The organism is Streptomyces sp. NPDC107471 (assembly GCF_055582845.1).
The window spans coordinates 714,269-726,553 of sequence record NZ_JBVJPC010000004.1; the positions used below are offsets into that span (position 1 = coordinate 714,269).

Below are 12,285 nucleotides of genomic sequence, written 5' to 3' on the forward strand. Positions count from 1 at the left end.
CGGTGGGTCTCATCGGAGAGGTGCTGCTGCTGCCGTTCGCCCCGGTACGCGGGAGCGGCTGGGTGATCAGGCAGGTGCTGCACGAGGCGGAGCGCCTCTACTACGACCCGGCGACGGTCCGGGCCGAGCTCGCCCGGCTCGAGGAGCGACTTGAGGCGGGCGAGCTCGACGAGGAGGAATTCGACCGACAGGAGGACGAGCTCCTCGAACGACTGGAGATCGGCCTGCGCGGTGGCGCGGGGACTGGCGACGGGACGACGAGATGAACCGAGTGGGACTGGGCCTCGCCGTAGGGGCCGGATACGTCCTCGGACGTACGAAGAAACTGAAACTGGCTTTCGCCGTGGGCTCGGTGGTGGCCGGCAAGAAGATGCACCTGAGCCCGAAGGCGCTGGCTGACCTGGTCTCCCAGCAACTGCTGAAGAACCCGCAGTTCAAGGAGATAGGCGACACGCTCCGCCAGGACCTGCGAGGCGTCGGCAAGGCGGCCTCCGGTGCCATGGTGGAGCGGCAGATCGACGCCATCGCCGACCGGCTGCACGGACGCACCGCCCAGGTCCGTGACCAGCTCTCGGGCGTGGCGCCCGAGGTGCCGGGTCTCTCCGACGACGAGGACGAGGAGTCCGAAGAGGACGAGGCGCCCGAGGAGGAGGAGACTGGGACGGAGGCCGAGGCCGACGAGGAGCCCGCGGACGAGGACGACGGCGCCGAGGGCGACGAGGCCGAGGACGACGAGGACGAGCAGGACGAGGCCCCGGCGGCGAAGAAGACCGCCAAGAAGGCCCCGGCCAGGAAGGCCCCGGCCAAGAAGACGGCCGCCAAGAAGGAGCCGGGCCGCAAGCCGCCCGCGAAGAAGGCGGCGCAGGGCCAGGGCCGCTCGGCGGCCAAGAAGACCGCGGCCAGGAAGACGACGGCGAAGAAGACGGCCGCCAAGAAGACGACCGCGGCCAGGGGGGCCGGCCGGAGCACCCGGTCCCGACAGCCGAAGGGAGGCGGTGAGTGATGACCGAGACACTCGGATCCGCCCGCGACGCCGCCGACAAGGGCAAGAACAACCCGCTCACCGAGGTGGCCCACAGCGAGGCGGCCGACCGGCTCAAGGCCGAGCTGCAGGAGTACGTCGCCGCACAGGCCCAGCGCATGCTGGTCGGTGTCGGGCGCAAGCTGGGCGAGACCACCGGCAAGCTGAACGACATCGCCGAGGGCAACAGCCCGGGCTTCGCCAAGCTCGCCCTCGACGGCGGCCGCAAGCTGGCCCAGGGCAAGGGGCCGCTGCGCAGCGCCCTGGAGCTCGGAGCGGGTCGCGCCAAGGACAGCGTGGTCGGCGCCTTCAAGAACCTCGGCGGCGGTGGCAAGGGCAAGCGCAAGGGCGGCGCGGGGCAGAAGCCCACGGTGATCATCGAGTTCATCGATGTCGGCGTCGATCTGCGCACGGCCTACAACCAGTGGACGCAGTACCAGGACTTCTCCACCTTCGCGAAGGGCGTCAAGAGCGCGAACCGCGCCGACGACACCCACACCGACTGGCAGATGAAGATCTTCTGGTCGAACCGTAGCTGGAAGGCGACCACCACCGACCAGATTCCGGACGACCGGATCCGCTGGACGTCGGAGGGCGCCAAGGGCACGACCAAGGGCGTCGTCTCCTTCCACAAGCTCGCCGACAACCTCACCCGCGTCCTGCTGGTGATCGAGTACTACCCCTCGGGCCTGTTCGAGAAGACCGGCAACATCTGGCGCGCCCAGGGCCGCCGGGCCCGGCTCGACCTCAAGCACTTCGCCCGCTTCATCACCCTCAAGGGAGAGGCGGAGGACGGCTGGCGCGGCGAGATCGAGGACGGCGAGGTCGTCAAGAGCCACGAGGACGCGGTGGCCGAGGAGGAAGAGGCCGAGAGCGCCGAGGACACCGAGGGCGCCGAGGAAGAGGACGAGCAGGAAGGCCCGTACGCCGAGGACGAGACCGAGGACGAGGCCGAGGAGGAGCCCGAGGAGGAGGGCGAGCCCGAGGACGCCGAGGACGAGTACGAGGAGTACGACGAGGAGGAGCCCGAGGACGAGGCTCCCGAGGACGAAGTCCCCGAGGACGAGGTTCCCGAGGACGAGGAAGAGATGTCCGAGGAGGACGTGCCCGAGGAAGAGGAAGAAGAGGAAGAGGAGTACGCCGAGGGCGGGAGCCGACGATGAGCATGCCCAGCCGGCTCCCGGACCCGTACGGCCAGGGGAGCGGCGCCAACCTGGCCGACATCCTGGAGCGTGTGCTGGACAAGGGCATCGTCATCGCTGGCGACATCCGCATCAACCTGCTCGACATCGAGCTGCTGACCATCAAGCTGCGGCTCATCGTCGCCTCGGTCGACAAGGCCAAGGAGATGGGGATCGACTGGTGGGAGGACGACCCCGCGTTGTCCTCCCGCGCCCGCCGCGACGAACTCGCCCGGGAGAACAGCGAGTTGCGCGAACGGCTCGCGCGTCTGGAGGAGCTGGAGCCCAGCCGCCGTGCCGAGGAGGAGGAGAGTTCATGACCGGACTGCGGTACGTGTACGCCGTCTGCCGCCCCTTCGGCACCCCGTTGCAGGCCCAACTGGCCGGGGTCGCCGGAGATCCGCCCAGACTGCTGCACCACCACGGCCTGGTGGCCGTGGTGAGCCACGTACCGGAGCGGGACTTCGCCGAGGAGCCGCTCCGCCGGCATCTGGAGGACCTGGAGTGGCTGACCGGGACGGTGCGCGCGCATCAGAGCGTGATCGACGCGCTCACCGTCGTCACCACCCCGCTGCCGCTCCGGCTCGGCACCGTGTTCCGTGACGACAGCGGGGTCCGGGTGATGATCGAGGAACGCGAGGACGGCTTCCGGCGCACCCTCGACCGGCTCCAGGACCGGGTGGAGTGGGGCGTCAAGGTGTACGCCGAGACGGCGGCCCAGGACCGGGCGGAGCCCGCGGAGTCGCCGGAGAAGCCGGTCTCGGGCCGGGACTACCTGCGCCGGCGCCGTCAGCGGGTGCGGTCGCACGAGGAGATGTGGCAGCAGGCGGAGGCGTTCGCGACCCGGCTGCACGAAACGCTGTCCGGATACGCCGAGGACGCGCGACTGCACGCACCGCAGAACCCCGCGCTCTCCGGGGCCTCGGGGCAGAACATTCTGAATGCCGCTTATCTCGTGCCGCGCGGCGACTCCGAGGAATTCGTGGAACTGGTGGACCGCACCAAGGACGACGTCCCGGGAATGCGGGTGGAACTCACCGGGCCCTGGGCGGCGTATTCCTTCGCGGGGGAGGAACAGCAGCCGTGACCGTCATAGAACGCCGCGAGGTGGCCCTCGTCGACCTGCTCGACCGGCTGCTGGCCGGCGGGGTCGTCATCACCGGGGACATCACCCTGCGCATCGCGGACGTCGACCTCGTCCGCATCGACCTGAACGCGCTGATCAGCTCGGTCAACGCCCAGGTTCCCTCACCGTGGGAGGAGTTGCTGTGACCGCCCGACGCAACCGGCTGGACCTGGAGCCCGACACGGTCGAGCGGGACCTGGTCAAGCTCGTCCTGACCGTCGTGGAGCTGCTGCGGCAGCTCATGGAGCGCCAGGCGCTGCGCCGGTTCGACGAGGGCGACCTGAGCGAGGAGCAGGAGGAGCGGATCGGGCTCACGCTGATGCTCCTCGACGAGCGGATGACCGAACTGCGCGAGCGGTACGGACTGCGGCCCGAGGACCTGAACCTGGACCTCGGGCCGCTGGGACCGCTGCTTCCCCGGGAGTGACGCCGGGACGACGTCGGGAACGACCGGGGAACGTCACCTCACCACCTGTACCAACGACCCCTGCCTCCGGACGACGTCGTCCCGCGCATCAGGAACCCCAGGAGCCACAGCACCAGCACGGCCAGTGCGATCCACCACAGAATTTTCACCGCGAATCCGGCGCCGAAAAGAATCAGCACCAGAAGCAGTACCAGCAGAATGGCAACCATGATGTGAACCTCCTTCTGCCCGGGTATCCGGAATGCGAAGATTCAGGCGCCTTTCCGGCACAGGATTTCTCCGTGCAGCACACAGAACCACCCGTCGTCCTGCCGGCCCCACTCCCGCCAGGCGGCCGAGACCGCCCGCAGGTCCTCCGGGGTGGCGTGGCCGCCCTCGACGGCCCGTTCCGCGTACGCCGAGGCCAGCGTGCGGTCCGCCCACAGCCCGCTCCACCACTCCCGCTCCTCGGCGGTGGAGTAGGTCCAGGTGCCGGAGGTCGCGGTGATGTCCGTCAGCCCGGCCCGCAGCGCCCAGGACTTCAGCCGCCGGCCGGCGTCCGGCTCCCCGCCGTTGGCCCGGGCCACCCGGCGGTACAGGTCGAGCCAGTCGTCCAGCCCCGCCGACTCGGGATACCAGGTCATGGCCGCGTAGTCCGAGTCGCGCACCGCGACGATCCCGCCCGGCCTGGTCACCCGCACCATCTCGCGCAGGGCCCGCACCGGGTCGCCGACGTGCTGGAGCACCTGATGGGCGTGGACCACGCAGAAGGTGTCGTCCGGGAAGTCCAGCGCGTGCACGTCGGCGACCGCGAAGTCGACGTTGGCCAGATCCCGCGCGGCGGCCGTCTCCCGGGCCTGCTCCAGGACGCCGGGCGCGTGGTCGACGCCGGTGACGTGTCCGTCCGGGACCAGGGCGGCGAGGTCGGCGGTGATCGTGCCCGGCCCGCAGCCGATGTCCAGGATCCGCATGTGGGGCTTCAGCGAACCGAGCAGGTAGGCGGCCGAGTTGGCGGCGGTGCGCCAGGTGTGCGAACGCAGCACGGACTCGTGGTGGCCGTGCGTGTAGACCGCGGTCTCCCGCGGCTTCTCCTGCTGTGTCTCCGGCGATGTCCGCATCACGGGGCTCCCCTTCTCGACAGGTCCGTCGGTACGCAGAACGGTACGCCCGCATGTCGAATGGTGAGACCCCTGTATTGCGATGTGGACTGACGGGTGATCAGTTCCCGGGCAGCGGGCGGTACACGGTGAGCGCCTCGGGCAGCTTCTCCAGGGTCACCTCGCCCCGCACCTCGGTCACCTCGCCGTCGTAGGCGAGGAGCGTGCCCGGCTCGACACCCGTGAGGCGCAGCCGTCCCACCTGGACCGCCGCGTGCGCGGGGGAGCGGGTCAGCGGACCCGCGACGGCCGCGGCGAGCAGGCGCAGCGCGGGCCGGCGCCCACCGTGCACCAGCCGTACGTCGAACCGGCCGTCGGCGAGGTCGGTACGGCGGCCCGGGGCGAGCCCCATCCGGTGGTAGGTGCCGTTGCCGACGAACAGCAGCCACAGCGGCCGGGCCCGGCCCCGGAACTCGGCCTCCAGCGGATGCCGGTCGGCCCGCAGCACCCGCAGCGCCCCGAGCACCCCGGCCGGCCAGCCGCCGATCCGGCCCGACCAGCGCTCCCGTTCCCGCACCAGCTCCGGATACACGCCCAGGCTGCACCCGTTGACGAAGACACCCTCGCGGCCGTCGCTGACGTACCGGCCCACGTCGACGCGCACCGCCTCGCCCTGGCGGACCGCCCGGGTGAGATCGCGCGCCCCCTCCACGCCGAGGTCGTAGGCGAAGTGGTTCAGGGTGCCGCCCGGCAGCACCGCGAGGGGCACCCCGTGCCGCAGGGCGATCTCGGCGGCCGCGTTGACCGTGCCGTCGCCGCCGCACACGCCGAGCACCGTGGCACGGGCCGCGGCTTTCTCCAACTCGGCCCGCACATCGGTCGGTTCGCACTCGACGATCTCGGCCATCGGCAGTCCGTCGTGCAGGGCGCGCACCCGGTCGGCGGTCCCCGAGGCGGTGTTCGCCACCATCACCAGACCCTCGCCCTCCGGCAGCGCGGGCACCTCCGCGCGGGGCCGGGCCGGCGGCACGATCTGGGCGCGGGTCGGCACCAGGCCCCGGACGGCGAACGCGGCGCCCGCGCCGAGGGCCGCGCCGGCCAGCACGTCGCTCGGGAAGTGCACGCCCGTGTACACCCGGGACAGCGCGACGGACCAGGCGATCGGACCGACGGCCGCGCCCCACGCCGGGGACTCCAGTGCCACACCGGTCGCGAAGGCGGCCGCGGACGCGGCATGGCCGGAGGGGAACGAGGTCGTGATCGGCCGGCGTTCGAGCCGCCGGACCAGCGGGACCGGGTCCAGGCCGGGGCGGGTGCGGCGCACCGAGCGCTTGCCGAGGGTGTTGACGGTCAGGGAGGCCAGGGCCAGGGAGGCGAGACCGCGGGCGGCGGCCCTGCGGGAGCGCGGGGTGCGGCTCGCGGCCATCGCGGCGGCGGTGGCGAACCAGAGGACCCCGTGGTTCGCGCTCCTGCTCAGCCGGGGCAGCACCGGCTCGGCCGCGGGCCAGTTCCGGGCGGCCGCGAACGCGAAGAGACGGGAGTCCAGGGCGAGGAGGCGATGGCGTCCGGTTGTGAGGCTGCTGAGATCGACGTCGGGGCTCATGACAGTGCGGGTACCCGCCGTGGGGGCGCTTGGTCGGTGCCATGTGCGGGGTGTGTGCGGCTGATCGCGCCACGCGGCGGAGCCGCACACCGGTACGGCCCCGCACCCCCCGGGTGGGTCCCGGCCCGGTGGTTTATGAGTTTGCCCGGGTCTTGCCTCTGCACCGACAATGCGCCCCATGGGACATCTGGAAGCCGCACATCTCGAGTACTACCTCCCCGACGGGAGGGCGCTGCTCGGCGATGTGTCGTTCCGGGTGGGCGAAGGGGCCGTCGTGGCCCTCGTCGGACCCAACGGCGCGGGCAAGACCACCCTGCTGCGGCTGATCTCCGGCGAGCTCAAGCCGCACGGCGGGACGGTCACCGTGAGCGGCGGACTGGGTGTGATGCGCCAGTTCGTGGGGTCCGTACGGGACGAGACGACCGTACGCGACCTGCTGGTGTCGGTCGCGCAGCCCCGGATCCGGGAGGCCGCGCAGGCCGTCGACCGGGCCGAGCACCTGATCATGACCGTCGACGACGAGGCCGCCCAGCTCCAGTACGCGCAGGCCCTGTCGGACTGGGCCGAGGTGCGCGGGTACGAGGCCGAGACGCTCTGGGACATGTGCACCACGGCCGCGCTCGGGGTGCCCTACGACAAGGCGCAGTTCCGGCAGGTGCGGACCCTGTCCGGCGGTGAGCAGAAGCGGCTGGTGCTGGAGGCGCTGCTGCGCGGCACGGACGAGGTGCTGCTGCTCGACGAGCCGGACAACTACCTCGACGTGCCCGGCAAGCGCTGGCTGGAGGAGCGGCTCGCGGAGACCCGCAAGACCGTCCTGTTCGTCTCCCACGACCGGGAACTGCTCTCCCGGGCCGCCGAGAGGATCGTCTCCGTGGAGCCCTCGCCCACCGGCGCGGACGCCTGGGTGCACGGCGGCGGGTTCGCCACCTACCACGAGGCGCGGCGCGAACGCTTCGCCCGCTTCGAGGAGCTGCGCCGGCGCTGGGACGAGAAGCACGCGCAGCTCAAGAAGCTGGTGCTGAACCTCCGGCAGGCGGCCAGCATCAGCCACGAGCTGTCCTCCCGCTACCAGGCGGCCCAGACCCGGCTGCGCAAGTTCGAGGAGGCCGGCCCGCCGCCGGAGCCGCCGCGCGAGCAGGACATCACCATGCGCCTCCGGGGCGGCCGCACCGGCGTGCGAGCCGTCACCTGCGCGGGACTCGAACTGACCGGCCTGATGAAGCCCTTCGACCTGGAGGTCTTCTACGGCGAGCGGGTCGCCGTCCTCGGCTCCAACGGCTCCGGCAAGTCCCACTTCCTGCGGCTGCTGGCGGGGGACACCACCGTCGCCCACACGGGGCAGTGGAAGCTCGGGGCGCGGGTCGTGCCCGGCCACTTCGCGCAGACCCACGCCCACCCCGAGCTCCTCGGCCGCACCCTCCTCGACATCCTCTGGAAGGAGCACGCCCAGGACCGCGGCCCCGCGATGTCCCGGCTGCGCCGCTACGAGCTGACCGGCCAGGCCGAGCAGAGCTTCGACCGGCTCTCCGGAGGCCAGCAGGCCCGCTTCCAGATCCTCCTGCTGGAGCTCCAGGGCGTCACCGCGCTGCTCCTGGACGAGCCCACGGACAACCTCGACCTGGAGTCCGCGGAGGCCCTCCAGGAGGGCCTGGAGGCCTTCGACGGCACCGTCCTCGCGGTCACCCACGACCGCTGGTTCGCGAAGTCCTTCGACCGGTACCTGGTCTTCGGCTCGGACGGACGGGTGCGCGAGACACCGGAACCGGTGTGGGACGAACGACGCGTCGAACGGGCCCGGTGACCGCCGGCCCCCGGACCCGCCCGCAGCACCTGTGGCGGGAGGTGTCGAGGTGCGCGGAGGCCCGGGAGCCCGGAAGTTCGTAGAGTGGACGCAGGAGAGCGAGATCCACGGTTCCCTCCCGGATGCCGCTCGGGGGCGGTGCGGTAATGCCTGCGGCGCGGGTACCCGAGGCACATGGACGAACACGACGAGCGGACCACCACCATGACCGGAGTCGACCCCAGCCAGTTGGACGACCAGCAGCTCATGAAGGAGCTGGAGACCATCCACCGCACCCGGCACGAGACCCTGCTCCACGGCTCGAACGACGCGCTCAGCACGCACAACGAGCGCATGGCCCGGCTCGAGGGCGAGTACCTGCGCCGCAACCCGCGCCGGACGGTGGCCGCGGGCCGCACGCGCGAGGGCGCGCGGGAGCGCGGGACGGGGGAGTCGGCGACCCCGGCGCTGGACTGACCGTGCGCACCCCGTGGACAGCCGAGGGCGGCCTGCCGATCCCCTGATCAGCAGGCCGCCGGTGAGGTGCTCGAAGGGCTCAGTGGCGCGCCGGCGGCCGGTCCTGGTGCCGGTGCGCGGCGATCGCGGCCACGAACGCGTCCAGGAACTCCGCGCTTGCCGGACCCGGAGACGTCTCCGTCACCACGCCCCGGTCGGTCTCCACGTGGTGGAACTCCGTGGACAGGCGCAACCCCTCCGGCTCCAGCGCCGACAGGATCCCGACGCCCGAGCCGAGCGCGCCGATCGGCTTGCCGTGCCGGTAGGCGTCCCGCACGAAACGCATCGCGTCCGGGTCGGCGGCCGCGGGCGGTGTGCCCACGGGACCGCCGGGCAGCAGGACGGCGTCGTACAGCACGGAGGCGACCGTCGGCAGCGCCCGGTCCACCGTGTACAGCTCGCCGTCGGCACCCCGCACCTCCCCGTCCACCGGGGCCAGCGCTTCCACGATCGCGCCCTCGGCGGCCAACCGCTCCCGCACCGAGGTCACCTGCTCGGCGTCGATCCCGTCGGTGACGAGGACCGCGATCTGCCGGGTGCGGATGGAGCCGTCACCGCGCAGCGCCTCCAGGCTGAGCGCCGGGGAGGACAGCTTGTACGCCGACTCGCCCCCGGCCGGTTCCGGGACCCCGATACCGCGTGCCACCTGGGCCGCCAGCTCGCCGTCCACCTTCGCGAGCTGCTCGACCGTGCGGGCCCGTACCGTCCGGGCGCCCACCTTGCCCAGTTCGAAGCGGAACGCCTCGACGATGTGCTGCTTCTCCCAGTCGGCCATGCTGTTCCAGAACAGCGCCGGCTGGCTGTGGTGGTCCTGGAAACTCGGGCTGCGCCGGCGGATCTTGTGCCCGTCCACGCGTTCCGTGTAGTGGGTGAACGCCTTGCCGTCGACCCCGGCGTGGGCCGGGCAGCCACCGCCCAGTGAGTTGGGGGAGTAGTTCGTGCCCCGGTGGACGGTGCTCTGGTGGTAGCCGTCGCGCTGGTTGTTGCGCACCGGCGCCACCGGCCGGTTCACCGGGAGCTGCGAGAAGTTCGGCCCGCCCAGCCGGATCAACTGGGTGTCCAGGTAGGAGAAGTTGCGGGCCTGCAGCAGCGGGTCGTTGGTGAAGTCGATCCCCGGCACCAGGTTGGCGGTGTGGAAGGCGACCTGCTCGGTCTCGGCGAAGAAGTTCTCCGGGTTGCGGTCGAGCACCATCCGGCCGATCGGCCGCACCGGCACCCGCTCCTCCGGGATCAGCTTCGTGGCGTCGAGCAGATCGAAGTCGAAGGCGAACTCGTCCTCCTCCGGCACGAGTTGCACCCCGAGCTCCCACTCCGGGTACTCGCCGGCCTCGATGGCGTCCCACAGGTCGCGCCGGTTGAAGTCCGGGTCACGGCCCTGGCACTCCTGCGCCTCGTCCCACACCAGCGAGTGCGCGCCGAGCTTCGGCTTCCAGTGGAACTTGACGAAGGTGCCGCGTCCCTCGGCGTTCACGAACCGGAAGGTGTGCACGCCGAAGCCCTGCATCATGCGGTAGCTGCGCGGGATCGCCCGGTCCGACATCAGCCACATGATGGCGTGCAGGGTCTCCGGCTGGAGCGACACGAAGTCCCACAGGGTGTCGTGCGCGGAGGCGCCGGTGGGGATGTCGTTGTGCGGCTCCGGCTTCACCGCGTGCACGAAGTCGGGGAACTTGATGCCGTCCTGGATGAAGAAGACCGGGAAGTTGTTCCCGACCAGGTCGTAGTTCCCCTCGGACGTGTAGAACTTGGTGGCGAAGCCGCGCACGTCCCGCACGGTGTCCGCGGAGCCCTTGGGGCCCTGCACGGTCGAGAACCGCACGAACACCGGGGTGCGCACCGCCGGGTCCTGGAGGAAGGCGGCACGGGTGAACTCGGCGCAGGACTCGTACGGTTCGAAGTAGCCGTAGGCGCCCGCGCCCCGCGCGTGCACCACCCGTTCAGGGATCCGCTCGTGGTCGAAGCGGGTCAGCTTCTCCCGGAAGTGGAAGTCCTCCATCAGCGTCGGACCGCGCTCACCGGCGGTGAGCGAGTCGTCGGTGTGGTCGACCTCGACGCCCTGGTCGGTGGTGAGCGGCCCGGCGGTCGGGTCGTCGGCGTGGAAGCCTTCGCGCTGACGCTGCTTGGGGTCGGGGGAGTCCACTAAGCGGCCTCCTTCGCGAACACGTCCAGGAAGGTCTCGCAGAACGCCTTCAGGTCGTCCGGCTTGCGGCTGGTGACCAGCTTGTTGTTCCCGTGGTCGCAGACCTTCACCTGCTCGTCCACCCAGGTGCCGCCCGCGTTGCGGATGTCCGTCTGCAGACTCGGCCAGGAGGTGAGCACCCGGCCACGGACGACGTCCGCCTCGACGAGCGTCCACGGCGCGTGACAGATCGCGGCCACCGGGCGTCCCTGGGAGAAGAAGTCCCGTACGAACGCGACCGCCTTCTCGTCCGTCCGCAGGAAGTCGGGGTTGGCGACCCCGCCGGGCAGCACCAGCCCGCCGAAGGAGTCCGCGGACGTCTCGCCCACGACCTCCTGCACGGGGAAGGTGTCCGCCTTGTCGAGGTGGTTGAACGCCTGGATCGTGCCGGACTCCGTGGAGACGAGCACGGGTTCGTGCCCCGCGTCCACCGCGGCCTGCCACGGATCGGTGAGCTCGACCTGCTCGACGCCCTCGGGTGCGGTCAGAAACGCGATGCGCATGAGATTCGACGTCCTTTCCTGAAAAGCCTTTTCGTCACAGGGAGTGCCTGTCGTCCGGGTCGGCGCGGCTGATGTCGGCGAGCGCCGACCCCGGGTCGCGGGCCTCGGCGATGTCGCCGAGGCTCACCATGCCCACGGGCAGGCCGTCCTCGACGACCGGCAGCCGCCGCACGGCGTGGGCCCGCATCAGCGCGGCCGCCTGCGTCACCGGGTCGCCGGGGGCGACCGTCAGCGGGTCCGGTGTGCACACCGACCGGGCGCTCACCGTCAGCGGGTCCACGCCGTCGGCCACCGCCCGGACCGTGATGTCCCGGTCGGTGAGCATCCCCACCACGTGCTGACCGTCGGCCACCACGACATCGCCGATGTCCTGCGCGCGCATCAGCCGCGCCGCCTCGACCAGCGAGGCGTCGGGGCGGACGGCCACCACCCCGGGTGTCATCACGTCCCGGACGAGCTCCGCCGTCACAGGGTGCCCTCCGTCCGGGTCAGCGCCCGCGCGAGCTCCTGGACATTGGCGTAGGTCTCCTTGCGCGGCAGGCCCTCCACCGCCTCGGCCAGGGGGTCCGGGGCGTTCTTGCGGCGCAGTGCCCGCCCCAGCTCCACGGGGGTGGCGGGGAACGAGCTGCGGCCCAGGAGCCGGGCCAGCTCCAGCCGGACGGTCTCCAGCGACGCCCCGGCGCTGCCCGGCGCCACAGGCCCGCCCCAGACCTGCGGATCGTCGTCGGCGGTGGGCTCCGGGTCGTGCCACTCCTCGGTCCGGGTGGGGTGCCCGGAGCGGAGCAGACCCTGGAGTTCGTGCTTCATCTCGTCGTCGCGGTGGCGGCTCAACCGGTCGCTGCCTCGCTGCATGTCTCCCTCCAGATCTTCGGG

The 12,285-nt window shown here is 71.6% G+C and carries 16 protein-coding genes; 9 read left to right on the plus strand and 7 right to left on the minus strand.

Going from position 1 to position 12,285, the window contains the following annotated elements; all coding sequences use genetic code 11:
- Nucleotides 1-2 precede the first annotated feature (2 nt).
- Genes ACZ66S_RS16995 through ACZ66S_RS17025 form a run of 7 tightly spaced genes read left to right on the plus strand, consistent with a single transcriptional unit; the run spans nucleotide 3 to nucleotide 3,755 of the window.
- A complete protein-coding gene (locus tag ACZ66S_RS16995) occupies nucleotides 3-266 on the plus strand; it encodes a gas vesicle protein GvpG (RefSeq protein ID WP_469902307.1) in 264 nt (87 codons plus the stop codon).
- The gene (locus ACZ66S_RS17000; RefSeq protein ID WP_469902308.1) at nucleotides 263-1,003 is read left to right on the plus strand and encodes a DNA primase; all 741 of its coding nucleotides are present in this window, start codon (nucleotides 263-265) and stop codon (nucleotides 1,001-1,003) included. The genes ACZ66S_RS16995 and ACZ66S_RS17000 overlap by 4 nt, the downstream gene beginning before the upstream one ends.
- Nucleotides 1,003-2,184 carry an SRPBCC family protein gene (locus ACZ66S_RS17005; RefSeq protein WP_469902309.1) on the plus strand — a complete coding sequence of 394 codons (1,182 nt, stop codon included), beginning with the start codon at nucleotides 1,003-1,005 and terminating at the stop codon, nucleotides 2,182-2,184. The genes ACZ66S_RS17000 and ACZ66S_RS17005 overlap by 1 nt, the downstream gene beginning before the upstream one ends.
- Nucleotides 2,181-2,522 carry a gas vesicle protein gene (locus tag ACZ66S_RS17010; RefSeq protein ID WP_469902310.1) on the plus strand — a complete coding sequence of 114 codons (342 nt, stop codon included), beginning with the start codon at nucleotides 2,181-2,183 and terminating at the stop codon, nucleotides 2,520-2,522. The genes ACZ66S_RS17005 and ACZ66S_RS17010 overlap by 4 nt, the downstream gene beginning before the upstream one ends.
- Entirely contained in the window at nucleotides 2,519-3,289 is a 771-nt protein-coding gene (locus ACZ66S_RS17015; protein ID WP_469902311.1) for a GvpL/GvpF family gas vesicle protein, read from the plus strand. Before ACZ66S_RS17010 ends, ACZ66S_RS17015 begins: the two co-directional genes overlap by 4 nt.
- Complete coding sequence (locus tag ACZ66S_RS17020) at nucleotides 3,286-3,474, plus strand: gas vesicle protein (protein ID WP_007385868.1); 189 nt, start codon at nucleotides 3,286-3,288, stop codon at nucleotides 3,472-3,474. The genes ACZ66S_RS17015 and ACZ66S_RS17020 overlap by 4 nt, the downstream gene beginning before the upstream one ends.
- Nucleotides 3,471-3,755, plus strand: a complete 285-nt coding sequence (locus ACZ66S_RS17025) for a gas vesicle protein K (protein ID WP_053850365.1) — start codon at nucleotides 3,471-3,473, stop codon at nucleotides 3,753-3,755. Before ACZ66S_RS17020 ends, ACZ66S_RS17025 begins: the two co-directional genes overlap by 4 nt.
- 38 nt (nucleotides 3,756-3,793) lie before the next feature.
- On the opposite strand, the gene ACZ66S_RS17030 is transcribed toward ACZ66S_RS17025, so the two are convergent.
- The 3 genes from ACZ66S_RS17030 to ACZ66S_RS17040 all read right to left on the minus strand — a co-directional run bounded on the left by ACZ66S_RS17030 (nucleotide 3,794) and on the right by ACZ66S_RS17040 (nucleotide 6,434).
- On the minus strand, nucleotides 3,794-3,964 hold the full coding sequence (locus ACZ66S_RS17030; RefSeq protein ID WP_037706477.1) for a hypothetical protein: 171 nt from the start codon (nucleotides 3,962-3,964) through the stop codon (nucleotides 3,794-3,796).
- Nucleotides 3,965-4,006: 42 nt separating this feature from the next.
- The gene (locus ACZ66S_RS17035) at nucleotides 4,007-4,852 is read right to left on the minus strand and encodes a class I SAM-dependent methyltransferase (protein WP_469902312.1); all 846 of its coding nucleotides are present in this window, start codon (nucleotides 4,850-4,852) and stop codon (nucleotides 4,007-4,009) included.
- 100 nt (nucleotides 4,853-4,952) lie between these two features.
- Entirely contained in the window at nucleotides 4,953-6,434 is a 1,482-nt protein-coding gene (locus tag ACZ66S_RS17040; protein WP_469902313.1) for a phosphatase PAP2 family protein, read from the minus strand.
- Nucleotides 6,435-6,612: 178 nt separating this feature from the next.
- Between ACZ66S_RS17040 and ACZ66S_RS17045 the strand changes: the two genes are divergently transcribed.
- Both ACZ66S_RS17045 and ACZ66S_RS17050 read left to right on the plus strand, forming a co-directional pair.
- A complete protein-coding gene (locus ACZ66S_RS17045; RefSeq protein WP_469902314.1) occupies nucleotides 6,613-8,235 on the plus strand; it encodes an ABC-F family ATP-binding cassette domain-containing protein in 1,623 nt (540 codons plus the stop codon).
- A gap of 174 nt (nucleotides 8,236-8,409) precedes the next feature.
- Nucleotides 8,410-8,691: a DUF6158 family protein gene (locus tag ACZ66S_RS17050; RefSeq protein WP_469902315.1), complete on the plus strand. Its 282-nt coding sequence runs from the start codon at nucleotides 8,410-8,412 to the stop codon at nucleotides 8,689-8,691.
- Nucleotides 8,692-8,770: 79 nt separating this feature from the next.
- Here ACZ66S_RS17050 and ACZ66S_RS17055 read toward each other — a convergent pair whose 3' ends face one another.
- Genes ACZ66S_RS17055 through ACZ66S_RS17070 form a run of 4 tightly spaced genes read right to left on the minus strand, consistent with a single transcriptional unit; the run spans nucleotide 8,771 to nucleotide 12,264 of the window.
- Nucleotides 8,771-10,870, minus strand: coding sequence for a catalase (locus ACZ66S_RS17055; RefSeq protein ID WP_469902316.1), 2,100 nt, complete (start codon nucleotides 10,868-10,870; stop codon nucleotides 8,771-8,773).
- On the minus strand, nucleotides 10,870-11,412 hold the full coding sequence (locus tag ACZ66S_RS17060) for a type 1 glutamine amidotransferase domain-containing protein (protein ID WP_469902317.1): 543 nt from the start codon (nucleotides 11,410-11,412) through the stop codon (nucleotides 10,870-10,872). The genes ACZ66S_RS17055 and ACZ66S_RS17060 overlap by 1 nt, the downstream gene beginning before the upstream one ends.
- Before the next feature lie 34 nt (nucleotides 11,413-11,446).
- Nucleotides 11,447-11,881, minus strand: a complete 435-nt coding sequence (locus tag ACZ66S_RS17065) for a CBS domain-containing protein (protein ID WP_469902318.1) — start codon at nucleotides 11,879-11,881, stop codon at nucleotides 11,447-11,449.
- Nucleotides 11,878-12,264, minus strand: coding sequence for a DUF2795 domain-containing protein (locus tag ACZ66S_RS17070; protein ID WP_469902319.1), 387 nt, complete (start codon nucleotides 12,262-12,264; stop codon nucleotides 11,878-11,880). Before ACZ66S_RS17070 ends, ACZ66S_RS17065 begins: the two co-directional genes overlap by 4 nt.
- Nucleotides 12,265-12,285: the final 21 nt, after the last annotated feature.